Source organism: Carboxylicivirga caseinilyticus (assembly GCF_050589785.1).
GTDB classification, from domain to species: domain Bacteria; phylum Bacteroidota; class Bacteroidia; order Bacteroidales; family Marinilabiliaceae; genus Carboxylicivirga; species Carboxylicivirga caseinilyticus.
Map to the genome: position 1 here is coordinate 192,965 of NZ_JBNGOX010000005.1, position 25,919 is coordinate 218,883.

The following is a 25,919-nucleotide window of genomic DNA, read 5'->3' on the forward strand; positions in this document are numbered from 1 at the left end:
ATCCACTTAAAATAACTCTACCTCAACATTTTGGATAAATGCAGTATAAGAATGGTCTTCACCTACTTTGGCTTCAGAAAGAAGGAATAAAACAGGTTCTTCACTACCCACCTTATTTTTTATTGGTGCTTCTCTACGTTCACCAATAATTTTTTCTTTTTCGTTTGAAACAAAAGCAGATATAAATTCATCGTTTTTGGCTGTTTCTTCAGAGAACAACATAGAAACATGCTTACCTAAAACTTCACTCCGGTCAAATCCCCAAAGTTTTTCAGCAGCCAGGTTAAAGAACTCCAGTATTCCATCTTTATTGGTAGTGATGATGGCATCCAAAGCTCCTTCAAGCGTTTTTTCATTTCTAATTTTAACAGCCTCTATTTCTTTAAATTGTTCGGTCACCTCTTTTTTAGCCTCTTCAAGCATAATGCCCAGCTCATCTTTACTGCGCTTCAGCTCCTCTTCCATAGCAACCTGCTCGGTTATATCGTTTTCAAGGCTTAGTATTTTAATAATCTCACCTTCGTGGTCAATAACAGGTGTATACGTAGTTAAAAGATAGATCTCATCACCCATCTTGGTTCTTCTTCTAACCCTTCCCTTAAAGTTATGTCCATTTCGCAGATCAGTTAAAATCTGATCCATCTCAGCTACATCATCTTTAAAGAAGAAGATTTTTATATTCTGACCTTCAATCTCTTCAGGATTATATCTGAATGTTCGTAAGAAGTTTTGGTTGACATTAATTAATGTACCATCTACCTCAAATTCAGAACTGATTGCTGCATGATCGATGGCTTCCAGAATACCCTTCATCTCAATTTCACGTCTTTCACTTTCTTCCTGGGTAGCTTGCATCTCCTCAATATTCTGACGCAATTCTTCTTCCTGCTGAGACATTCTCTCAGCCTGATTTTGTGTTTCTTTTAATAGCTTGGTTGTACGAATAGTATTCTGAACAGATTGAATTGTTAAGGCAATACTTTCTGCTGTTTTTTCAACAAATTCAATCTCATAATCATCAAACTCCTTAAATGAAGCCAGCTCTAAAACACCATAAACCTCTTCATTTGTCTTTAAGGGCACAATTAATATTGAACGAGGATTAGCCTCTCCCAAACCAGAAGTGATGTTAAGATAATTATCCGGAACATCAGTAAGATAAATGGTTTCTTTTTCTAATGCACAACGACCAATTAATCCTTCTTCCCAGTTGATGCGCTTATCAGCAAACTTCTTTCTATCATATGCCACACAAGCTGTCAGTTCGAAGAATTTTTCAGTTTTGCTTAAGCTATTCAATAAATAAAAACCCGACTGATTAATTTTCATATAATCAACCAGGTAACGAATAATATTATAGCTTAAATCTTCAAGGTTATCACTTTCTTTTCGAAGAATTTCTCCAAATTGAGCCAAACCCCTGGTCACCCAGTTACGTTGTTCTTCTTCAATTCTTCGTTGCTCAACATCTTTTTTACTTTGAATCAAATAATCGCGTAAACGAAGCAGTGAATTAGCCAATACATCATTCTTAAGGTTCAGATTCAATGCGGAATCAAAATTGTCTTTACGCAGATTATCAACAAACTGAAGTACTTCATCACTTCTGTTTGCTTCATATTTTAAATGCTTTCGCTGTTTCTTTATAATTTTTGAGAAGTTAACTGCAATAAAGTAACCTATCAGTCCTGAAAGAAAAGGAACCGGTGTGATAAACCACAACATAGGAAAAACTCTATAAACATTAATTACAGTTAGCTTTGCATCAGCATCCTGCAATAGTCCAAAACCTCCTAATAAAACTACGGTGTATACAGCAAGTCCAAAAACAAAACCTCTTAAAGTAAATCGGCTTCTGATATTTTTAATATTTTCTTTACCCATAAGAAACAGCGTTAAATTAAACGACCACCAGGTTAAAGGTTATTTTACTTTTGAAACCAAATATGGCGCAATTTTTTCCAAAGATAAGATTTCATCGGCAGCTCCAAGCTTTATTGCTTCTTTTGGCATACCAAAAACTACAGAAGAAGCCTCATCCTGTGCAATTGTATGAGCTCCCGCCTCTTTTAGTTCAAGTAAGCCTTTAGCTCCATCATTACCCATGCCAGTGAGCAAAATACCTGTAGCATTGTTACCTGCATAACGAGCTGCAGACCGGAATAATACATCAACCGAAGGACGATGACGATTTACCAGCGGACCTTCTTTTACATCTACAGAATATTCTTTCCCAATCCTCTTGAGAAGCATATGCTTGTTACCCGGCGCTATTAGAACTCTACCCTGGTAAAGTCTGTCTCCCTGTTCAGCTTCTTTCACTTCCAATCCACAGATATTGTTAAGGCTATTGGCAAATGATTTGGTAAATCCTTCCGGCATATGTTGCACAATAGCAATACCCGGCATCTTATCAGGCAGTACTTTTAGAAAAGATCTGATTGCCTCGGTTCCACCAGTTGATGCCCCAAGCACAATGACTTTTTCTGTACTAATAATTCGATTAAACGTTGGGGCCTTATCAATGATGACATCAGCCGAAAGTTTAGGTTGAACCTTTGTGATAACTGGTTCAGCAATTTTGCGACGCTTTAACTTTACGTGAGAGGCAGCCTTTACTGCGTCGCACAACATTATTTTTGATTCGTTGATAAACTGAGCCGCATTCATGGCTGGTTTACCAATAATTTCACTGGCTCCATATTCTAATGCCTTCATGGCAACTTCTGTTCCTTCTGAAGTCAGACTTGAAATGACCACAACAGGAATCGGATGTTGTGACATTATCTTACGAAGAAAAGTAAGTCCATCCATTCGGGGCATCTCGATGTCAAGGGTTATAACATCGGGAATTTCCTTCATAATTTTTTTAACGGCAATTATCGGGTCGGCTGCAGTACCCATTACCTCTATATCAGGATCTGATTCAAGAATGGATGACAGACTTTGTCTCACAACGGCTGAGTCATCCACTACCAATACCCGAATCTTTTTTTCCATGTGTCAATCTTATTTACATCACAACAGGCACATAAAGTTGTTGTTGCTGTCTGCTACTTATCAGTTTAAACCATTCATATCCTATTTATCCCAAACTTTAGTGCACAAACGGCTTTCAAGGCATTAATATACCTTTTTTTCAAGAAATTTATGCCTTACTTCCCCGGTGTCTGTAAAAAATATAATTTTTCTTCCTCTTTTCCCTCCTGTACTTGATGCAACAATGGGAATATTACGTTCCTCCAGCATCAATCGTGCAACCCTTATATTTCTTTCACCAATCAGCATTGAATTACCTGTACTTGCTTCAAGCAACTCTCCACCACCAAACATTTTCGCGATCAAATCTTTACGATTACTACCATAATAGAACATTCGCTCAATCAATTTATCAATTGCAATGTTGCCATATTTTGGTGAAGCCAGGTCATTACCATTCCAGTTTGGCAGCATATAGTGATTCATACCACCAAACTTTAACTTCTTATCCCAGATACAAATCGCAACACAGCTGCCTAAAATGGTTTTGATCACATAAGGTTCTTTGCTGACGTATAAGGAAGAGGGGTATAGAAAATGTTGTAAATATCTATTCTCCATCTAGCTCTCCTTAAAAAATCTCGTCACCTTCATCAAAGAACACATCGTTTCCATCGCCACTGAAACCTTCAATCATGTTTTTGGCTTCTGGCAGGCTGATTGTAAACGTTGATCCTTCACCTTTTTTACTGTCAATCTCAATTTTACCACCCAGCACGTCAAGTAATGCTTTGGTGATAGATAATCCTAAACCGTGCCCACGGTTGATAGAATTAATTCCTGAATCAAGCCTTTTAAAACGTTCAAAAATGATCTTTTGATTCTTTTCTGAGATACCCGTTCCAAAATCCTGAACAGAAACATTTAAAATATCATCATCAACCCAAATCTTCACAATCACCTTACTGTCTTTATAACTGTATTTTAAGGCATTGTTGATAAGGTTACTCAAAATCAATTTAAGTTTTTCAGAGTCTGTTTTGAAATAGAAATGTTTTCCAAAACCATATTCAATATTAAACTGCAAATCGATTTCAATACCCATCTTACGCGAGATGATATTAAATGAATCAATTACCGTTTGAGTAAGACTTCTGATATTAACTTTAGTAATGTTCGGAGCAATTTCTCCTGCTTCAATCTTTGCTGCCACAAAGATATTTCTTAATTGGAAGTCCAGGTTAAAGGCTTCACTGTGGATAAGTGCTACCATTGAAACCACTTTTTTCCAATCATTTTTTTCTACTGATAAAATAGCCTTTGACAACCCAAGAATGGAAGTAAACGGGTTAACTATTTCATTAGAAATATTTGAAATGAAGTGACTCTTTAAGGCTTCCGATTCCTTCAACTTTTTCGTTACTGTCTGAAAATCTTTCGAAAGCTCTTTCATCTCTGTATCGAGCTTCTTTCTTTCATCAATTCTAATTTTCAACTCGCGCAAAAGTTGCTTATCCGTTAAGTTACTCATAATTCTTGTTTTATTTTATTCCGGACTTTCTTTTATTCTTTTCTAAAAATGGTGGGTTTGATATGTTTTAATGGCACATTCATCCCCGATAATGATTCTGAGTGACCAATAAAGAAGTATCCCCCAGGTTTTAAATACTGACATAGCTTATTAATTACTCTTTCTTGTGTAGCTCTGTCAAAATATATTAAAACGTTACGACAAAATATTACATCAAAATTATCTCCTACATCAAATGAGTTATCCATTAGATTAACATACTTCAATGCAATATTTTTTTGCAACTCCGGCTTTACCCTAACCGATGGGTTATCTCTATCTTTACTCTTTAAAAAATATTTCTTTTTCATTTCAAGAGGAATCAAGGCAACCTTATGCTCACCGTAAACTCCTTTTGAAGCCGTTGTCAGAACTCTATTGGATATATCTGATCCTAGAATAGTAAAGTTAAACAACGGATTTTTTGCTTTAAACTCATTCAACACTATGGAGATTGTATAAAGCTCTTCACCGCTTGAACAACCGGCACTCCATACTTTTAAGCCTCTATTCGTCTCTCCATATTGTGGCAAAATCTGATTTTGCAAGAAATCGAAATGTACGGGTTCTCTGAAAAAATCAGTTTTATTGGTCGTAACAACATTCAAAAAGTTAAAGATCTCTTTTGCCTGTCCTTCTTTACTAAAAAAGTAGTCTTTATACTCAGTATACGACTGCATATTCAGTTCACGTATTCGCTTCAATAATCTTCCCTGAAGCATGATACGCTTAATAGGCGGCATCTTAATACCATATTCGGTATAAATAAATTCACTGAAAGCCTTGAAATCGGCTTCGGACAGCTCTGCTTTGAAGCAATCCAGGTCTTTTTGAACGTTATTCTCCTTACCCTTAAACATTCTATTCTGCCTCTATACTTTTCCTGATCTCGTCAAGAGCAATAATATCCTTATCATTGAACACTTCTTCGGTATTCAATATCATTACCAGATTCTCCTCTGTTTTATAAGTTGCTGAAATATATCCTGGCTTAAAATCGTTCTCAATAGTCTTTATTTTTTCCATTTCCGATTCAAACACATCAGAAACAGAATCAACAACAGCTCCTATAATAAATTTTCCCGATTCACCTGGTTTATCTATTTCCAGCACCACAATACATGTTTGAGGTGTTATGTCAACTGGTCCAAGATTAAATTTTAAACCGGTATCAATTACAGGAACAATATTTTCTCTATGGTCAATTACTCCGGTGATATATGGCAAGCTTTCAGGCACCGATTTTGGTTTCTCATACTCCAGAATCTCAACCACCTTACCAACATGCACTCCAAAAGTATTGGTACCTACAGAAAAAGTCAGATATGCATTGATTAGCTCACTCATTAATTCCATTTTTAATTTTCAATTTCCATAACAGTTTCATCCAAATCAATTATATGCACAAATTCTTCATTTTTATGAATTGTACCCAGGAATGAATTTACAAATCCTGAATTGCCATGGTAAACCGATTCATTTATCTCCAATCCATCAATATCGAAAACTTCTTTAACACCGTCAACAACAATTCCAATTAAAGAATCATTTTTTCCATCGCTGGAAACAACAATAATTGAAGTATCCGCTGTGTTTTCGATATGCTCTGTTGCCATCATCACCCTCAAATCTGCCACCGGAAAAATATTTCCATGCAAATTCATAACACCCAAGATATAATCCTTTGTATTAGGAACCCAGGTAATCTTCCCAAACTCCAGAATATTTCGCACTTTAAGAGTATCAAATGCGAAGACTTCTTTGTTCACGTAAAACGAAATCAGTGATGTAATTTGATCTTTCATTATGCTCATTTCTTAGTTCGGTATTTCTTAGCTGCGTTACTATGGATCATTCTATTTGTGTCTATCACCAAGGCAATACTTCCATCACCCATAATGGTTGCTCCAGAAATATTCTCCTGTTTCTTAAGGAATCGTCCCAGTGGTTTCACAACTGTTTGATATTCTCCAATAACCTGATCAACCAACAATCCCACTTTACGATCTTCAAACTTAACCAATATTAATTGCTCACCGCCCGAATTAGCTGTATCGCATTCGAAAACGTCTCTGACATCAATATATGGAAACTGCTGATCACCAATTGAAACAACATTGTTTAAAGTATTTCCAAAATTCACGTCATCAATGGCATGAATCTTTTCAATATTGGCGATTGGAATAACATATTGATTATTGGCAACTTTTACCAGCAGGCCGTCAATAATCGAAAGTGTCATTGGTAATTCAAGTGTTAGAGTAGTTCCTTGTCCTACTTTGGAATCTAGTGATACTTCACCCCTGATTTCACCAATCTTTTTCTTAACAACATCCATTCCAACACCCCGGCCGGAAACATCAGAAACAACTTCTTTTGTAGAAAATCCACTTAGGAAAACCAAATCAAAAATTTCCTTACGACTCAATTCTACATTTTCATCAAGCAATCCTTTGCTTATAGCTTTTGCACGGATAAAATCCGGATCAATACCTTTACCGTCATCTATAACCTGTACAATTACACTGGCTCCTGAATAAAAAGCTTTAAATATGATGGTTCCTTTTGGAGACTTACCATTTTTAATTCTTTCTTCAGGCAATTCTATTCCGTGATCGACAGAGTTACGAATGATATGTAACAGAGGATCTGTAAGATGCTCAATAATATTTTTATCTAATTCAATATCGCCACCTTCAATTACGAATTCAATTTCCTTATTCAATTCCTTTGAAAGGTCTCGAACCAGACGTTGAAAACGCATCAACTCACTTTGTAACGGTATCAGACTAATTTCAAAAGCATTATCGCGTAACTGACGGCTTAATTTTTGAATATTCTCAGCCAGGCTAACAATATCACCATTTCCATCCTTCTCGGCATAAAGATTCAACTGAGCCTGAATGGTAACCAATTCGCTTACCAGGTTAACAAGATCATCAATCTTATTGGAATTAACCCTGATACTCGATATTTTATGTTCTTTTAGCTGAACCTTCCGTTTAGCATCTCTTTTTTCATCATCCTGATCATTATCATCACTTCCTCCGATAGCTTCAATCTGCTCTTTAGTAATGAGTGTCTGATCAGCAACTGAATTATTTACCAATTCATCAAGAGCCTCTGATTTAATAATATTTCCAACTTTCAGCTCTTTAATATCAATTTCACATTCATCTTCAACAAAGATGAATACATCTTTTATATCATTAACAGATTCGGATGTATTTAAAACAACCTGCCAATAACAGAAATTTGAAATGGGTTGAAACTGTCCCAGATCGGGTATTCCTTTTGCAAAGGCCGCAACCTTTGCTTCACCCATCGCATGAAGATCATCCAGTAAGTAGAACGGATTGGTTCCATTTCGTAAGATATCCTCATTTGGTTTAATTCCGATCAAAAAGGTTTTTGATCCATCACTTACAGCAACTTGACTCCCACTCGATTCCCCCACAACCGTGGTCGAAGCACTGCTTTCTTCCTGATTGGAAACAGCTTGAATACGTTTAATAAAAGCTGCCTGATTGGCAATGTCTGCCTTTTCTGTCAAATCTCCAATCTGAAGTAAATGTTTGATTTGATCAATTGCTTCAAATGTTAACGAAATGATATCATTGGTTACTGCCAACTTATCATTTCGAACCAAATCAAAAACAGTTTCAAGATGGTGTGTAAATTCACTTAAGTGGTTAAATCCGAACATTGCTCCCCCTCCCTTAAGCGAGTGCATAGCCCGGAAGATTCGCTCAATAATCTCTCTATTGTGCATATCCTTCTCCAAAAGGAATAATGCTTCTTCCAGATCATTGATATTATCAAGCGACTCCTCAACGAATTTTTCTCTAAACTTATCAATCATTTGTTCGAACGTTTAACCTGTCAATGTTTTTAAAGAAGAGAATCAAAGCATCTTTCTGCTCTTCTATCGAAGCCAAATGATCTTCCTCCTTATTTAACACATCCTGAATTAGTGATACTACATCCTTCGTTTTATCGATAATATGATTATCAATACTTATCCTACCGTCGTATAATCCCCGATAAACTATTTCGACAGGAATAGCAATCTCTGTTAATTTACTGAAACCAAACATAGGTGCGGATCCTTTAATGGTATGCATGGTGCGAAAAATTTTTTCAACTGCTTCATCCGATAGTTTAACAGATCCGGAGGATGCAAGTTCTTTTTCCAAAAATTGCATATCATTATTGGTTTCCTCAATGAAAATATGTTTGATCCTTTCAATCATCGTAATACACGGGAAATTGCGCTTAATAATTTTGCAGGTACAAATGGTTTAATAATCCATCCTGTAGCACCGGCTTGTTTTGCCTCCATCTTCTTTGATGCCTGAGATTCTGTAGTAAGGAACAAAATTGGAATATGCTTGTAGGCATCCATTTCTCTAATCTTACGAATCAATCCAAGACCATCAAGGTTAGGCATGTGTAAATCAGTAATTACAATATCAATGGTACGACCATCTAAAAATTTTAGAGCGTCTTCACCATCAACACCAACTAATACATCATAGCCTTCATTTTGAAGAGTAAAGTTGACAACTTCACGAATACTTTCAGAATCATCAACAATAAGAACTGTTTTAGCCATAATATAATGTTCTATTTATTATTTAGGTTAATATAGCACATAGCTGAAACCGGAATTTCCGATTAAGGTTTTTAACTCGTCTTTTAATTCTGTGGTAATGTTAACTTCTTTACCAGCCAATTCATACGTCTTTTTAATCGAAAGCACCAACTGTATAAAAGTAATATCAACACTATCCGGATTATCCACCTGAATATCCAAATCCTTTGTTGCGCTTACTTTCTCTTTCACGATTTCGGTTATATTCTCAATGTAATTAATTATAAGCTGACCAGAAAATTGCAATACCGATTTTTCAGCCGACTCACTATAAACTACTTTATATGGTAGATCTTCCATAGTTTTAACAATTAGAATTTTTCGTAGTTATCCAGATCAAAATCCTTATCAAAGTTAGAGAATGGGTTATCTTTTTTTGCTGTAACCTTTTTCTCTTCAACCTTTTTACTTGCTGGCGCAGCAGCTTTTGCAGGCTTCTGCACTTCTACCGGTTTTGATTCTACTTTAGTTTCTGGAACTAATTCTTCTTCATCACCGATCTTAAAGAAACTCACTGCCTCGTGCAGATTATCTGCTAAATTAGCCAACTGATCAGAACTCTGAGTTAACTCATCTGATGAAGACGCATTTTCCTGAGTAATCATATTCAACTGTTGCATTGCCAGGTTGATCTGTTCAGCACCAGTTTTTTGCTCCATACTTGCTGCAGAAATCTCTTTAATAAGCTGAGTGGTTTTTTCAATATCTGGTACTAAAGCTTTTGATTTTTCTCCAGCTTTTTGAGATACATTTAAACCTGTTTTTACTAACGAAACAATTTCATCAGCAGCCAATTTACTTCTTTCTGCTAACTTACGTACTTCAGCAGCCACAACAGAGAAACCTCTTCCATGCTCACCAGCACGAGCGGCCTCAACAGCAGCATTTAAAGCAAGAATATTTGTTTGGAACGCAATATCACTAATGATAGTAATCTTCTCAGAAACCGTTTTCATAACAGATGCTGCCTGACTTGAAAGTTCATCAGCAACTCCAACATCTTTTGCTGTTTCAACAGTAATTTTTTCAGTCTCGATAGCGTTATCAGTATTCTGATCAATATTAGCAACCATCTCTTCTATTGAAGTTGACACCTCCTCAGCAGATGCAGCCTGATCAGCAGAACCTTTTGACAACTGCATCGAGCTTGATTTCAATTGTGTACTTGATGTTACCAGGTCATTTGCATTCTCTTTGATGGTGATCACAGTTTTCTTTAACTGATCGGCCATAACGGCTAACGCTTTAGCCAAATCACCAATTTCATCATTCTGGTGAACATCTACTTTAGCGGTAAGATCACCATCACCAATTGCCTTGGCAAATCTAACGCCCTTATTCAAAGGACTTACAATTGAATTATAAAGTAAATAAGCGGTTGCGGTAGCTCCTAAAATTACCAAAATGCTCATTATAAGAATAACCCATTGTAATAACGTAAATCTGCTGTTGGTTTTTTCCAGTGCATCATCACTGGCAGTAACATACTTATCAGCTAACTTGTCTAATCTGGCAGTAATCTCATCACTTAAAACAATGATCTCACCACCATCCTGAACCTGAGGTTCCACTTCGAAAAGCACCATTACATCCTCATAAGCAGCAAATGAATCTAAACTACTCATCACATATTGCTGCATCTGGAAAAGCGAATCGATATCATGAAATATCACGTTTGCTTCTGTTACATCAGCAGGTTCCCATTCCTCATAAAAGGATTTAATTTCACCTTGCAATTGTGGGTACTCCGTTTCATGCAGATCCTTAAGTTTGATTTTATCCGGCGTATCAGATTGTTTATCAATAAAAACCCAACTACGCACAAGCATTTTAGAGTTGGTAATCATCATTGATAAATGACTTAACTTTTCTGATGACGGAGAGTAAATACCTGTTAATTTACTATTTAGATTTTTACTGGATGTTAATGTAGTAAAAGTCCAGATACCGTTAAAAACAACAAGTACCAGAATGACACCAAATCCCCAAAGTAATTTTTGGGCAATATTAAGTTTGATATTCTTCATTCGAATTTAGTTTTAATCTCTTTTTGGCATAAACTTCTTAATTGAATTGTATGCCGTCAGGCAAAAATAAAATCCTATCCTAATTTAACAAACAGAATAGTCTTTTATTTCAGTCCAACTTTTATAGGTAAATAAATTACTAATGCAATTATTTATAAACTTAGTCAATAAATGTATTATTGAAAAGTATCTTATAAAGAAATTGCAGCTGCCATACCTTCCAATTTAGAGCTAATTTGCAAACCAAACTTAGCGGCATTGGCTTTGTGAATCTCAAACTTTAGCTTTTCGTCTCTTACAACAAAGTTAAACATGGCGCCATTTGTTGTTGCCCCTTCAGACTCGCAAACGATCAAGGTATTTTTACCCCCAACCTTGGAAATAATATCAGAAGAGTACTTATTAAAGTTTATCGATGATGAAACAAACAGCACCTGGCAGTTTTCTATTTCTTCAACCGATTTAAACTCTTTAATAACTACGTCCTGGAATCCAAATTTTTTCCCTTCTGATAATTTTTCTAACCAGCTTACGATTTCTTTGTCTTTAATGACTCCAATAACGAAATCACCTTCTTTTGTTGCCTCTGGCCACCCAATATGGCGGATAAAGTTTAGAGTAAACACTGATTTAAACTTTGCTACCTGTGAATTAGCAGCCAATGGTAATAGCATTAAGCTAAAAAAGAATAAAATCTTTTTCATAACAATACATCCTTTCAAATTCAACTTCTTAATGCGCAGTGGTACGGAAATAGTTTAGATTAGTTTCCTTAATTTCAATAAATTTTGAATTTCTAATAAAAGTTTAGTATGAATTATTACAATCACTATTCAGCATTGCAGTACTTTTGTCGAGCAAAATCAAACAAAAATCAATAGTACTTGCATAATAATAGACATTAAATAAAATATTTAATAATCAGATGAAAACATTTATACACAGCATAAATATAGATAGCACAAAGATTTTGACAGGTAAAAATGATGCCATTAGTAAGAGTGTTTTTACATTCTTTTCGAATCATAACATTAATCCAAAACAAATAGTAAAAATTGATTTATTGATTGACATCCAAATTGAAGAGGATTATACATCATTAGAGTCAAATCTGGAAGAACTAATTGCCCTTTTAATCCAAAAGAAAATATCTGCATATTCAATTATACCTTCAACAAACTTATTAAAGAACGAAGCTACTTTGTTGTTAACAGTTTGTACCGGCAATAATCTGAAAATTGAGCATAAAGAATTTCAAAAATTACCTTATACATTTTGCTCTGACCCACAAAACCGAATACTTTACGCAGGCAACATAAGATTCAATGAGAATAATGATTTGATGAGAAGTACTCAATTGGCTTTCGATTTTGCTGAACAGTTACTTGATCATGAAGAAATGCATTTTGGGCATGTTAACTTTATGCATACTCATCTTGATAAAAGCTTTATCAACCATACTTCTTCACATCAATCTACATGGGATGTAATCAATCAGATTAAAGAATTATATTTCGATCCTTCACTTTTTGCACAAAGCATACCTCCTCTTAGTCTCAATTCAATGAACACCGGAGGTATTCAAGTTTCATTTACAGCAGCTCAGAAAGACACTTTCCCAAGTCACCAGGTTCTTCATTACCAGGCACCAAATGGATTAGATCTTTATGCTTCTTTGTCAAAAGAATTAAGCCAAATTTATTTCTTTGCCAGCTATAACAAAGAGGCTCAATTATCAGCCAATCAAAATATCATTGTGCAAACGAATGAACTGACTGAGATTATCTCGGAATTCGTTCAAAAAATGGAAGATGAGACAAAATCAAAGTTAATGCTGAATTTAGTGACGATACATCTTAAAAACGGAAGCGAATTATCAGATGCAGAACTTATTATTAAACAACAATTAAAAACTGACCAGTTCCTGTTCATTCAATCGGAAATGCAACATAATGAGGCATTAATATCCATTGAAGGAGCATTATACTTTTAAACCTTACACCAATAATTGATTTGCCATCCTAACCTTTTTATCTATTTTCGCATGATTGAATTGAACGAAGACTGACAGAGATGTGGATTAAAATTGCACGATTTATACTACGCAACAGAATAGCTATCTTAATAGGACTATTTCTAATAACCTTATTTATGGGATTTCAATCCCGAAAAATAGAAATGTCTTATCAATATGCGCCCTTGCTTCCCGAAGATGACTCAACTTACCTTGCTTATGAATCATTTGTCGAAACTTTTGGATCAGAAGGTAATCTTGTTGTAATTGGAGTTAAGAACAGTGATTTTTTTGAAGTAAAAGAATTTAACCAATGGAATGAATTAACTCAAAAATTAAAAGAGATCAATGGAGTTACATCTGTTTTTTCTATTGGACAGACCTATGAACTTCAGAAAAATACTAAAGAAAAAAGATTTGAAGTAAAGCCTATATTTCCGGAACAAGTTAAGTTTCAAACTGAACTTGACTCATTAAAAGAACGATTTTATGAATTGCCTTTTTATGATCAGTTAGTATATAATAAATCGAAAGATGCCTACCTTATGGCGATTACTCTGGATGATGACATTCTGCACAGTGAGGATAGGGTGAGACTGATTGAAGATATAAGAAAGACCGGTAATAAATACATCAGGCAGAACGAGCATGAATTGCATTATTCGGGCCTTCCATACATTCGTGTGGTAACTGCTGAAATGATTAAGAAAGAGCTGAATATGTTTATCTTCTTAGCTCTTGGAATCACGGCACTTATCATACTTATCTTCTTTCGATCGTTTAAGGTCGTTATGTTTTCAATGCTTGTTGTAGGTATAGCAGTTATCTGGGCTTTGGGAATTCAAGGACTGTTTGGTTACAAAATAACCATTCTTACCGGAATGATTCCACCATTAATTATTGTTATTGGAATACCCAATTCCGTCTTTCTGCTCAATAAGTATCACCAGGAATACCGCAAGCATCAAAACAAAATAAAGGCGCTACAAAGAGTAATCAGAAAAATAGGTAACGCTACCTTTTTAACCAATCTGACAACCGCATCAGGGTTTGCCACCTTTATCTTTACCAGTAGTAAGATTTTAGTTGAATTTGGAGTCATTGCAGCCATTAATATCATCGTTGTTTTCTTCCTTTCCATCTTACTTATCCCCATCATCTTTAGTTTCCTGGATGGGCCTAAAGAAAGACACATTAAACACCTGGATAACCAGATAATGGGTAAGGCCGTTAACACACTGGTAAAATTATCATTGAACCATCGAAAAACGATATACTGGATTACAATCAGTATGTTGGTTTTAGGAGCATTTGGTATCTCGCGAATTAAAACAACCGGATACATGCTGGATGATATACCTCATGATGATCCGTTATATGTAGATCTTGAATTTTTTGAAGATAACTTCAATGGATTAATGCCACTTGAGATAATGATAGACACCAAAAAACCAAACGGTGTTATCCAACGCTCAAACCTGAAAAAGATGGATGATCTTCAGGACGAGTTATCTCAACTTGATGTCATTTCAAAACCTGTTTCGTTGGTTGAAGTTGTTAAGTTTTCGCGTCAGGCATTTTTTAATGGTAAACAAAGTCATTATAAAATACCAAGTAACCAGGAGCGTAACTTCATACTTTCATACGTAAGCAAAAGCGAAGCTGGTGCTCAAACAGGAATCGTAAATAATTTTATGGATTCACTCAAACAAAAGGCACGTTTGAGCTATCGGATGAAAGATATTGGTACCACAGAGATGGTATCATTAAATGAGAATATCCAGAAAAAAATTGACGAAATATTTCCAGGCGATAAATACTTCACCTCTTTAACGGGTGCGAGTGTAGTATTCTTTAAAGGAACAGATTATCTTATTAAAAACCTGTTTACCAGTTTACTTCTGGCAATTGTTTTAATTGCTTCGTTTATGGCCTGGATGTTTTCTTCGAAACGAATGGTTTTGGTTTCTCTTATTCCTAACCTGTTCCCATTAATTATGACAGCTGCATTAATGGGCTATTTTGGAATTCCGATTAAACCCTCAACCATACTTGTATTTAGTATAGCATTTGGTATCTCAGTTGATGATACCATTCACTACCTGGCTAAATATCGTCAGGAACTTTCAGAAACCAACTGGAGTATCAGAGCAGCCGTTGTACTGGCACTAAAAGAAACTGGTGTAAGTATGATTTACACCTCTATCATTTTATTCTTTGGTTTTGGTATTTTCAGTATTTCACAATTCGGTGGCACTGTGGCTTTGGGAGTACTTGTTGCGGTTACCTTATTAATTGCACTATTTTCCAATCTTATATTACTACCATCATTATTATTAACTTTGGAAAAAGCTATTACCAACAAATCATTTAAAGAACCATTACTTCATATTTACAATGAGGATGAAGATATTGAATTGGAAGATTTGGTAATAGAAAGTAAAAAAAAGGAACTGACGCCTCAAGAATAAAGACATTGACAATAATATGATTACGATAGCCGAACTTCAAAATATTGTTGAAAAAGCATTACAAAAAGAAAACTTTGTAACGGAACCACAGGGGCTTTACCAACCCATTGAGTACGTAATGTCATTGGGTGGGAAAAGAATTCGTCCTACCATGTGTCTGGCCGGATTTTTTCTTTTTAACGATGATTTTGAAAAAGCATTACCTGCAGGGCTGGGTCTTGAAATATTTCACAATTTCACCCTACTCCACGACGATGTTATGGATAATGCAGATGTTCGTCGTAATCAGCCAACCGTTCATAAAAAATGGGACGAAAACACTGCCATCTTATCCGGCGATGCAATGTTAATCAAAGCCTATCAATATGTTTGTAAAACGGATACATCTGTTTTAAAACCTTTGCTCGATCTTTTTAGCATTACGGCACTAGAAGTATGTGAAGGGCAGCAATACGATATGGAGTTTGAAACCAGAAACGATGTAAGTGCAGATGAGTACTTGAATATGATCCGTTTAAAAACGGCTGTTCTATTGGCTGGCAGTTTAAAAGCCGGTGCCATAGTTGCCAATGCCAATGCAGAAGATGCTGAAAATCTGTATCAATTTGGTGAGAACATTGGTTTGGCATTTCAGTTACAGGACGATTTTCTGGATGTTTATGGAGATGAAAAAACATTCGGCAAAGCCATTGGGGGAGATATTGTTGCAAACAAGAAAACATTTTTACTAATAAATGCGTTACAAAAGGCGTCAGGATCTTTGCGTGATGAATTGCAAAATTGGATTAACGTAGAGACCTTCGACCGTGAACAAAAGATTAATGCTGTAAGAAATATCTATAATCAATTAGGTATTGATAAGATTGCCAAAGACAAGATGCATGAGTATTTTCAAGTGGCCCTTAAATCTCTGGAAAAAGTGAACGGCAAAGAATCTATGAAATCAGAATTGCGCGATTTTGCAGTAAAACTGATTGAACGATCACGATAAATTGACGAATAAGTATTAATTTAGAGATAAATAATCACTTTATGAAAAATCTTGTTGGAACCATCATTCAAATAGTTGGACCAGTTGTAGACGTTAGTTTTGATCTGAAAGATCAGGAATTACCCAATATTCTGGATGCCCTCGAAATAAAACGCGATGACAACCAGGCAACCGTTATTGAGTGTCAACAACATATTGGAGAAAATACCATTCGCTGTATTGCGATGGACTCAACCGATGGTTTAACAAGAGGTATGGAGGTTGTCCATTTAGGAAGCCCAATTACGATGCCTGCAGGTGAAAAGGTAAAAGGTCGTTTATTGAATGTTGTGGGTGATGCCATTGATGGTATCGGATCCGTTACAAAAGAAGGCGGAAATCCTATTCATCGTAATCCTCCTGCTTTTGCTGACCTTTCAACAGAAGCAGAAATTCTTTTTACCGGTATTAAAGTGGTTGACTTAATTGAGCCATATGCCAAAGGTGGTAAGATTGGATTATTTGGTGGAGCCGGTGTTGGTAAAACCGTTTTGATTCAGGAGTTGATCAATAACATTGCCAAAGGACATGATGGTCTTTCTGTTTTTGCCGGTGTTGGCGAACGAACCCGTGAAGGTAATGACCTTCTTCGTGAAATGATTGAAGCGGGTATCGTAAATTACGGTGAAGAGTTTAAAAAATCGATGGAAGAAGGCGGATGGGACTTATCAAAGGTTGATGAAAAAGCATTGGAATCTTCTCAGGTAACAATGGTTTTTGGTCAGATGAATGAACCTCCCGGAGCACGTGCCCGTGTTGCTTTATCGGGTTTGACCATAGCTGAAAGTTTCCGCGATGGTGATGGAACCGGTCAGGGGCGCGACGTACTTTTATTTGTTGATAATATCTTCCGTTTTACGCAAGCTGGCTCTGAAGTTTCGGCTCTCTTAGGTCGTATGCCTTCAGCAGTAGGTTATCAGCCAACATTATCATCAGAGATGGGTGCATTGCAGGAACGTATTGCATCTACCAAGCATGGTTCAATCACATCAGTTCAGGCCGTATATGTACCTGCCGATGACTTAACAGACCCTGCTCCTGCAACAACATTTGCTCACCTTGATGCCAAAACCGTACTTAGCCGAAAGATTGCAGAGTTAGGTATTTATCCTGCGGTCGATCCACTTGATTCAACATCCAGAATGTTAACGCCTGACATCGTTGGACAGGATCATTACAACACAGCTCAAAGAGTAATTGAGATATTACAACGATATAAAGAACTTCAGGATATCATTGCCATTTTAGGAATGGAAGAACTATCGGAAGAAGATAAACTGGTTGTGCACAGAGCACGTCGTGTTCAACGATTCCTTTCGCAACCTTTCCATGTAGCAGAGCAGTTTACAGGATTGAAAGGGGTGTTTGTGTCAATTGAAGATACAATTAAGGGATTCAACATGATACTTGATGGTGAAGTGGATCAGTATCCTGAAGCAGCATTTAACCTGGTTGGAACCATTGAAGATGCCATCGCTAAAGGTGAAGAATTATTGAAACAAGCAAAAAAAGCATAGATGGACTTACATTGTGAAATAGTGACACCGTTGCAGGTGATTTATGACGAACCGGTGGGTATGGTTCAGGTGCCCGGCGAAAAAGGCTCTTTCACTGTTTTAAAAGGCCATGCTCCAGTTGTTTCTGTTTTATCCGAAGGCACAATCAGAGTGATTGGTAAAAGTGGTCATGAAAAGCTTTTTAAATGCAAAAGTGGTGTTGTTGAATGTAAGAATAATAAGATGGTTATTCTAATACACGAATAGAAGTCTTTTACAATACTTAAAATATAAATCCCGGTAGCATCTGGGATTTTTTTATTTTTGAGGAAATTTTTAGAATGAAGAAAATTCTTATCATACGACTAAGCTCAATTGGCGACATTATCCAATGCATGTCGGTAGTTACCGGATTGAAAAATAAGTTTCCCGACTCAGAACTTCATTGGGTTGTAAGGGCTGATTTGGCTTCATTGGTTAAAATTGACCCGCGAATTGATAAGCTTTGGGAGTTTGACCGAAAAGAAGGCTTCGCCGGAGTTTTCAAACTGGGATCCAAATTAAAAGCTGAGAAGTATGATTTAATTTATGATGCGCACAGTAACATCCGTTCTAATATCTTGAAACTCGTTTTATGTCCATTTGGCATCTGTAATCTATTCAATATAAACAGACTTGTTACCCGACATAAGGATCGTTTCAAAAGGTTTTTACTATTTAACTTCGGCATTAATTATTTACCTAATCCTTTTAAGGCACTGGATTCCTTTCGTCTTCCTATTCTAAATAAATGGAATCTAACCGATTTTAATACTCCTTTTAACGACTGGCACTTTCCTGATTCTGTTCAATCGAAAATCAAACAACTGGTTCTGGATGAGATTCCTGAGAATCAAAAATGGGTAGCTCTGGTACCATCTGCCGCATGGGAACTTAAACGCTGGCCTGTCTCCTACTGGCAAAAGTTGGTTGATCTTCGCTCTGACTTATTTTTTGTAGTTCTTGGCGGACCATCTGATACTTTTTGCGAAGATATTAAATCAGTTGCTCCGGAAAGAGTGATTAACCTGGCAGGCAAAACTTTATTAATGGAAAGCTTTTGTACGGTCTGGCATGCTCCGTTTGTAATAAGCGGAGACACCGGTTTTCTGCATGCTGCAGACCTATTTCAAAAACACGGTTTAGCCGTTATCGGACCAACTGCTTTTGGTTATCCTTCCAACGAAAATATGAAAGTTATGGAAGTGGACTTACCTTGCCGTCCTTGTACAAAAGATGGAAGTACAAAGTGTAAATTGAAAGAAATTAAAAAATGTTTAACAGACATAACTCCTGAGTTATTAGCTAGTAACATTACATTCCAGGAATAGATTGAACTTTCCATGCATTTTTGTTAAAACCTTACAAATATTATGTCGTATAGATGGGGATTAAAATATTAAACCCTCACAAATGAAAAAACACATCCTGATTCTGTTGCTTCTGTTTCTTGCAGGAACTTCAGAAGAAGCCTTTTGTCAGATGACAAAATTCAAGGCACTTTTTCTTTACAATTTTACTCAAAACGTTGAATGGCCACCCAACACTATTTCATCAAACGAATTTATAATCACCGTAGTAGGGGATGATGAGATGGCTGGGGAATTGGAAAAACTGGCACAGGTTAAAAAAGTTGGATCCAAAACAATGGTTATTAAACAAACGAATCAGGTAAAGGAAATAAACGATTCTCATGTTGTCTTTTTGAGTTCAACCAAATCTGATCTGATGTCTAGACTTGCAATTCAGCAGGAAGGTCAGCCTGTACTGTTAATAAGCAGTAAGGAAGGATTATGTAAAGATGGTGCTGCCATTTGTTTTACAACCGTTGATGGCAAACTACGCTATCAAATAAACGAAGACAATATTAATGCAAGAAGTCTGAAAGTAAATAACAAATTAATTTCATTGGGAATATCCACAAACTAATCAATGAATCAAATAAAAATGAATCTTAGATATTTATTACTTATCGTTTTGGTTGTCTCATTCTTCAACCAAAATTTTGCTCAGGAACAACCAAAGACAAAGACTCGTGAAGAGGTTTTAAGTATGACGATGGAGGAAATGTCGTCACTACCACTTGAGGAGTTAATGAGTTTAATGGATGTAGTTGGTGTGTCTTCTTTAGAAGAGTTATACAATCTACTTTTGAACAAGAATGTTGTTTCAGCATCAAAGAAAGAAGAAAGCATTTTTGATTCTCCTCTTTCTACTACAGTTCTATCGCACGACCAGATTATTGCTTCGGGTGCAACAAGTATTGAGGAAGCATTGCGTCTGGTTCCGGGAGTCATTGTTCGTGAAAAGACAAATGGCAATTATGATGTTCATATAAGAGGAAACGACAATCTTCCTTCTAAAAACCTGCTTCTGTATTCCGAAAACATGAATACATTAGTAATGATTAACGGAAGATCGGTTTTTAACTATTCACATGGAGGAACACTTTGGGAAACCTTACCGGTTAGTTTCGAAGATATTGATCGTATCGAAGTGGTAAGAGGTCCTTCCAGTGCATTATACGGCCCTAATGCAGTAACCGGTGTAATCAATATTATTACACAAACAATCAGCCAAGAAACACCGCTTATCTCTGGTAATCTTAATGGTGGCAGTCAAAGCACCTATATGGGTGATCTTGCAATACGCAAACAGCTAAATGATAAAATTAGTCTGGGTGTTACAGGTAATTTTGAGACACGCGATAGAAAAACAGATGAAATATACATCTACAGCAGAGACGGTTCTCAACTAAGCATCGACGGTGAAAATGTAGGCAATGGTTATTACTCTCTGGATGAGATAAACCAAATGAGAAGTGGGAACCAGGAAATTTGGCCTCCATACACAGTTGGCAATGAAATTTATGATATATATAAGTCGTTTCCTGATCCTGAAAGATCGAAGTACAGATATGGTGTAAACGGTTATCTTGATGTAAATCCAACCAGCGAAACATCAGTTCAAATCATGGGTGGTTATCAAAACTCTGAAGTGATGACCTCAACAATGGGTGATGTACCTACTCCTTATTCAACCAAACTGGCATCAACCGGCTATGTTGATTTACGAGCTAAAATTTATGATTTCTCTTTACAAGCCAATTATAACGGCGGTACAATTGATTATATGTCGGGTAACGAAGGATTTGAACTGGATAATGAACAATATTCATTTTTGGCTGAATACAATAAAAAATTCCGCAACTTGTCTGTTCGTCCCGGGTTTAGTTACCAAAGTATTTCGTACGATGACAGTAAACACATTTCAGAAGTAGGCAAAGGTTATTTAAATCAAAAGCAAACCATCAATATCATGGCAGGTAGCTTAAGACTTGACTATCTGTTAACAGAACGTTTACGTTTGGTTGCTGCCCTGCGTGCTGAAAAATACGATAACATGGATGATATTTATGCTTCATGGCAGTTCATAAGTACGTACAAATTGAATGATAAAAATCTGATTCGTGCCGTTTATTCAAGGGCCAATCAATCTGCATTCCTGATTAACACCTACTCAAATTACACATGGAATATTGTTAATATGAGATCTCCAAAAATCATGCAGTTTGACGGGCACAAGGACAACAAACTTAAAACAACTGACATGGTTGAGATAGGATTCAGATCAAGACCAGATAAAAGTGTTTTGATTGATGTGGAAGCCTTTTATAACCGTTCAAAAGATTTTGTAGGCTTAGCTCCGGATATGACTTCCTTAGCTGTATTTAATCCTTTAGCTGTTATCACTGGCGCAGCAACAGTGCAAGAAAATATAAATGCCATTGTCAATCTATCTTTTCAGAATATGGATTTAGTTTCCAATCAGTTCGGTGCTTCCGTTTCGTTAGATTGGGTTCTATCTGAAAAATTAATGGCAACAGGTCATGTTACTTACCAGCAAACCACAGTTGATAATTACGTACCTTATTCCAGAAATGAAATCCTGTATTACCAGTCCTCTATAGCTCAATCAGACCCGGATCTGGCAACTAAAATCAATCAGGCTTTGGTTGATTACGCAACCGGAGTTCAAACAGGTGAAATTGATCCTGCTAAACAAACGTATGCAATTGTGAATTCTGTAAGCGACATACAGGAAGGAACAGAGAATAATTTTAAGCATGAAGCAACTCCATCTTTCTGGGGTAGTTTGTCAATCACCTATCGCCCTACAAAGAAAATTGAGTTTTTCCCACAGGCATATTTCTATGGTGAGCAAAGTTTCATCAATCAATACGGTGTTATTGATATTGAACCATCCGTAAATCTTAACCTGAAAGCTTCCTACAAAGCAACAGATAACCTTACATTCTTTGTGAATTGCAGAAACCTGTTGAATACAGAAAAAGTTCAGTTCGCCTATATGGATAAAATTGGTGGATTGTATCTGGCTGGTTTAAACTTTAAGTGGTAAATAAGAGTTAATTAAGATAAAAGGGATTGTCGAAAAGGCAATCCCTTTTTTTTTATAGTTTCTCTTTCAAAAACACACATTTATTTAATTTTTTTTCACAAATCATAACCATATTAAATAGGGTGCGTATATTTGGGTGACTTTATTAATGTAAACCTAATCCAGATGAAGCAAAAATTAGTTTTTTTGTTGTTGGTACTTTGTTTTGCCACAACAGAAGAAGCTTTTAGCCAGATGGCTAAATTTAAAGCACTCTTTCTCTACAACTTCACACAGAATGTCGAATGGCCTCCAAGCGCCAGTAACCCAAATGAATTTGTTATCACCGTAATAGGCGACAAAGAAATGGCTACCGAGCTGGAAAAGCTTGCTCAGGTTAAAAAGGTGGGTACCAAAACCATTGTGATTAAGCAAGAGAATCAGGTAAAAAACCTTGAAGATTCACAAGTTATTTTTCTTAGCGCGGGTAAATCAAGCTTAATGTCGATGCTTTCTTCCGATCAGGATGGAAAACCAACATTATTGATAAGCAGTAAAGAAGGGCTTTGCAGCGACGGTGCAGCAATTTCATTTACCACAGTTGATGGCAAACTTCGTTATGAAATCTGCTCAACCAACATTGAAAAACATGGACTTAAGGTAAATAACAAACTATTGTCTTTAGGTATCCCTGTTAACTAACCAAACAAAACTGACAAACATGAAACTTAGATATATTTTTGCCATTGTAATGGCTTTGGCTATTACTATGCCTGCCATATCGCAAGAAAAGAAGAAAACACGCGAAGAAGTCCTGAATATGACGATGGAAGAAATGTCGTCATTACCACTTGAGGAATTGATGGGACTTATGGATATTGTTGGAGTGTCTTCCATTGAAGAACTTTATGATTTGCTGTTAAACAAAGACGTTACTTCAGCATCCAAAAAAGAAGAGAGTCTTTTTGATTCTCCATTATCAACAACCGTATTAAGTCATGATGAAATACAATCTTCAGGAGCTACCTGTATAGAGGAAGCGTTACGTTTGGTTCCGGGCATCATCGTTCGTGAAAAGAACAATGGGAACTATGATGTTCATATACGAGGATTAGACAACCTACCTCCAAAAAACATGATGTTGCAATCAGAGAATACAAGTACTTTGGTAATGATCAACGGACGCCCTGTATTTAACTATGCAATGGGTGGAATAATTTGGGAATCGTTGCCTGTGAGCCTTGGAGATATTGACCGCATTGAGGTGGTACGTGGTCCTTCAAGCGCTTTATACGGACCTAATGCAGTGTCGGGAGCCATCAATATTATCACCAAAACAATTGACTCTTCTACACCTCTGATTTCAGCCAATATTCAGGGAGGAAACCTTAATACTTATATGGGCGACATAGGCTTTCGCAAGCAAATCAATTCTAAATTTAGTATTGGCGTAACCGGAAACTATGAAACCCGAAATCGAAACAACGATGAACTATATGTATTTAAAGAAGGTAAAAGCTTTTCAAAAGACGCATATGAAGTTCTGACTGATGCAAATGGATATACTTATTTAGATCCTAAAGATGACATTGATGAATTATTTCCAGACCCGGGAAAGTCGAAAGAAAAATCAGGTATCAATGGTTATCTGTCATACGAAATAAATTCTGATGCCATCCTTAACTTATCAGGTGGTTACCAATATTCGTTTGCCAATGCCTCAACATTGGGAGATAATGCTACATCAATGGCCGGAAGGGAATCAAAAACATCGTATGTTGATTTAAATGCCAATTTGTATGGATTTGATATTCAAGGAAGCTATATGTTCGGATTCCAGGATTTTGGAGTAGGTAACCTTGGTTTTCAGACTGATATGGCGCAGTTTAACTCGAATATTGAATACAACCTGCAACTAAAGAATCTTAGTATTCGCCCGGGAGTTAACTATATGTCGGTTTATTACGATGATTCAAAGCACATACCAGCTTTAGGTTCCGGTTTTTTCAACGGTAAGAAAGACATGAATATCTTTGCCACCAGCTTACGACTGGATTATCTCGCAACAGAGAAATTACGCTTGGTTGCTGCATTGAGAGCCGAGAAATATGCTCATTCTGACCAATGGACTCCATCATGGCAGTTTGTTTCGTCATACAAAATCAACGATAAAAATAATTTCCGACTGGTTTATTCAAGAGCCAACCGTTCACCTTTTATCATTGATTTACACTCTAATTTCCTTTGGGACAGAGAAGGCAGACCTTCACCTGATTTTATCTACTTTGGTGGTAACAAAAACATGGATGTAATGGTATCTGATCTGTTCGAAGCAGGTTATCGTACACGACCATCCAAAAATGTTTTAATTGATATTGAAGCCTATTATTCCAAATCGAAAAACTTCACCGTTCTTGCACCAGACAGCACTAATTTTATCATTCCGGTTGCAATGGTTGGAACTGATCCAACTCCACTGGCAATGCCAACCGTAACGGCATATATGCAATACCAGAACATTGATCTGGAAGCCAAGCAAATGGGACTTACGATCAGCCTTGATTGGGTTTTATCAGAGAAGCTGATTGCAAAATCTCATCTATCAGTGCAACAAACAAAATTGGATAATTATAATCCGGTGACACGTGATGAAATGATTGCAATGCAAGCCAATGCTATCTATCCAAGCGACGGATCAAATGGCTTACTTGCTCAGAAGATTTATGAAAGTGCGATAACCGGGCAGATACCTCAATATCCTAATATGACGTCTCTTTCGGTTTCAAGTGATTATAAGCCTACAGATTATCAAAACAACTTTAAGCACGAAGCTACACCTAATTTCTGGGGTAGTATTGGCTTGAACTATAAGCCAACTCAAAAACTGAATATTTTTTCAAACGCCTATATTTATGGCAAACAAACATTTATGAATCAATACGACACATCAGATGTTGATTCAAAAATCATCTTGAATCTAAAAGCCAACTATCAGTTAAGCGAATCGTTATCTGTTTTTGCAAACCTGCGTAACATACTTAATAACGAAAAACAAGAATTCGCTTTTATGGATGAAATCGGAGGATTATATTTGGTTGGTTTGAATTTTAAACTTTAGATATTTCATTAGAGATAAATATAGTAAGGAGGGTGTCCAAAAATTAAACATCAAAACAACGTTAGTTTCAATTTGTAATAAAATATCATTTTATGTCACCCCTAAATCCCCTGAAGGGGACTT

General features: G+C 36.3%; 23 protein-coding genes. 10 read left to right on the forward strand and 13 right to left on the reverse strand.

Annotated features, from left to right (window positions below):
- Positions 1-6: 6 nt before the first annotated feature.
- The 13 genes from ACRD62_RS04485 to ACRD62_RS04545 all read right to left on the reverse strand — a co-directional run bounded on the left by ACRD62_RS04485 (position 7) and on the right by ACRD62_RS04545 (position 11,934).
- Positions 7-1,884, reverse strand: coding sequence for a PAS domain S-box protein (locus tag ACRD62_RS04485; protein ID WP_430818928.1), 1,878 nt, complete (start codon positions 1,882-1,884; stop codon positions 7-9).
- Positions 1,885-1,923: 39 nt separating this feature from the next.
- The gene (locus ACRD62_RS04490; RefSeq protein WP_430818929.1) at positions 1,924-3,000 is read right to left on the reverse strand and encodes a protein-glutamate methylesterase/protein-glutamine glutaminase; all 1,077 of its coding nucleotides are present in this window, start codon (positions 2,998-3,000) and stop codon (positions 1,924-1,926) included.
- A 123-nt stretch (positions 3,001-3,123) separates the two neighbouring features.
- Positions 3,124-3,600, reverse strand: coding sequence for a chemotaxis protein CheD (locus ACRD62_RS04495; protein WP_321407194.1), 477 nt, complete (start codon positions 3,598-3,600; stop codon positions 3,124-3,126).
- 10 nt (positions 3,601-3,610) lie between these two features.
- Entirely contained in the window at positions 3,611-4,510 is a 900-nt protein-coding gene (locus ACRD62_RS04500) for a sensor histidine kinase (protein WP_321407192.1), read from the reverse strand.
- Between the two features lie 32 nt (positions 4,511-4,542).
- A complete protein-coding gene (locus tag ACRD62_RS04505; protein ID WP_430818930.1) occupies positions 4,543-5,409 on the reverse strand; it encodes a CheR family methyltransferase in 867 nt (288 codons plus the stop codon).
- A 1-nt stretch (position 5,410) separates the two neighbouring features.
- Complete coding sequence (locus tag ACRD62_RS04510) at positions 5,411-5,896, reverse strand: chemotaxis protein CheW (protein WP_430818931.1); 486 nt, start codon at positions 5,894-5,896, stop codon at positions 5,411-5,413.
- Positions 5,897-5,907: 11 nt separating this feature from the next.
- Entirely contained in the window at positions 5,908-6,354 is a 447-nt protein-coding gene (locus ACRD62_RS04515) for a chemotaxis protein CheW (protein ID WP_430818932.1), read from the reverse strand.
- Positions 6,355-6,359: 5 nt separating this feature from the next.
- Positions 6,360-8,411 (reverse strand): chemotaxis protein CheA, encoded by a 2,052-nt coding sequence (locus ACRD62_RS04520; protein ID WP_430818933.1) that lies wholly within the window; start codon positions 8,409-8,411, stop codon positions 6,360-6,362.
- The gene (locus ACRD62_RS04525; protein WP_430818934.1) at positions 8,404-8,802 is read right to left on the reverse strand and encodes an Hpt domain-containing protein; all 399 of its coding nucleotides are present in this window, start codon (positions 8,800-8,802) and stop codon (positions 8,404-8,406) included. Before ACRD62_RS04525 ends, ACRD62_RS04520 begins: the two co-directional genes overlap by 8 nt.
- Positions 8,799-9,164 carry a response regulator gene (locus ACRD62_RS04530; protein ID WP_321407182.1) on the reverse strand — a complete coding sequence of 122 codons (366 nt, stop codon included), beginning with the start codon at positions 9,162-9,164 and terminating at the stop codon, positions 8,799-8,801. Before ACRD62_RS04530 ends, ACRD62_RS04525 begins: the two co-directional genes overlap by 4 nt.
- A 27-nt stretch (positions 9,165-9,191) precedes the next feature.
- Entirely contained in the window at positions 9,192-9,503 is a 312-nt protein-coding gene (locus ACRD62_RS04535) for a hypothetical protein (protein WP_430818935.1), read from the reverse strand.
- An 11-nt stretch (positions 9,504-9,514) separates the two neighbouring features.
- The gene (locus ACRD62_RS04540) at positions 9,515-11,230 is read right to left on the reverse strand and encodes a methyl-accepting chemotaxis protein (RefSeq protein WP_430818936.1); all 1,716 of its coding nucleotides are present in this window, start codon (positions 11,228-11,230) and stop codon (positions 9,515-9,517) included.
- 191 nt (positions 11,231-11,421) lie between these two features.
- On the reverse strand, positions 11,422-11,934 hold the full coding sequence (locus tag ACRD62_RS04545) for a YfiR family protein (protein ID WP_430818937.1): 513 nt from the start codon (positions 11,932-11,934) through the stop codon (positions 11,422-11,424).
- A 221-nt stretch (positions 11,935-12,155) separates the two neighbouring features.
- On the opposite strand from ACRD62_RS04545, the gene ACRD62_RS04550 reads away from it, so the two are divergent.
- From ACRD62_RS04550 to ACRD62_RS04595, 10 genes are all read left to right on the forward strand, one after another.
- Entirely contained in the window at positions 12,156-13,223 is a 1,068-nt protein-coding gene (locus tag ACRD62_RS04550) for a hypothetical protein (protein WP_430818938.1), read from the forward strand.
- 158 nt (positions 13,224-13,381) lie between these two features.
- A complete protein-coding gene (locus tag ACRD62_RS04555; RefSeq protein WP_430818940.1) occupies positions 13,382-15,715 on the forward strand; it encodes an efflux RND transporter permease subunit in 2,334 nt (777 codons plus the stop codon).
- A gap of 16 nt (positions 15,716-15,731) precedes the next feature.
- Positions 15,732-16,706, forward strand: coding sequence for a polyprenyl synthetase family protein (locus ACRD62_RS04560; RefSeq protein WP_430818941.1), 975 nt, complete (start codon positions 15,732-15,734; stop codon positions 16,704-16,706).
- A gap of 41 nt (positions 16,707-16,747) precedes the next feature.
- Positions 16,748-18,262 carry a F0F1 ATP synthase subunit beta gene (gene atpD / locus ACRD62_RS04565; RefSeq protein WP_430818942.1) on the forward strand — a complete coding sequence of 505 codons (1,515 nt, stop codon included), beginning with the start codon at positions 16,748-16,750 and terminating at the stop codon, positions 18,260-18,262.
- On the forward strand, positions 18,263-18,508 hold the full coding sequence (gene atpC / locus ACRD62_RS04570) for an ATP synthase F1 subunit epsilon (RefSeq protein ID WP_321407170.1): 246 nt from the start codon (positions 18,263-18,265) through the stop codon (positions 18,506-18,508).
- Between the two features lie 74 nt (positions 18,509-18,582).
- Positions 18,583-19,611 (forward strand): glycosyltransferase family 9 protein, encoded by a 1,029-nt coding sequence (locus tag ACRD62_RS04575; RefSeq protein WP_430818943.1) that lies wholly within the window; start codon positions 18,583-18,585, stop codon positions 19,609-19,611.
- An 82-nt stretch (positions 19,612-19,693) separates the two neighbouring features.
- The gene (locus ACRD62_RS04580; RefSeq protein WP_430818944.1) at positions 19,694-20,209 is read left to right on the forward strand and encodes a YfiR family protein; all 516 of its coding nucleotides are present in this window, start codon (positions 19,694-19,696) and stop codon (positions 20,207-20,209) included.
- 18 nt (positions 20,210-20,227) lie between these two features.
- The gene (locus ACRD62_RS04585) at positions 20,228-22,699 is read left to right on the forward strand and encodes a TonB-dependent receptor plug domain-containing protein (protein ID WP_430818945.1); all 2,472 of its coding nucleotides are present in this window, start codon (positions 20,228-20,230) and stop codon (positions 22,697-22,699) included.
- Positions 22,700-22,864: 165 nt separating this feature from the next.
- Complete coding sequence (locus tag ACRD62_RS04590) at positions 22,865-23,380, forward strand: YfiR family protein (RefSeq protein WP_430818946.1); 516 nt, start codon at positions 22,865-22,867, stop codon at positions 23,378-23,380.
- Positions 23,381-23,399: 19 nt separating this feature from the next.
- On the forward strand, positions 23,400-25,796 hold the full coding sequence (locus ACRD62_RS04595; RefSeq protein WP_430818947.1) for a TonB-dependent receptor plug domain-containing protein: 2,397 nt from the start codon (positions 23,400-23,402) through the stop codon (positions 25,794-25,796).
- The last annotated feature ends 123 nt before the right edge of the window (positions 25,797-25,919 follow it).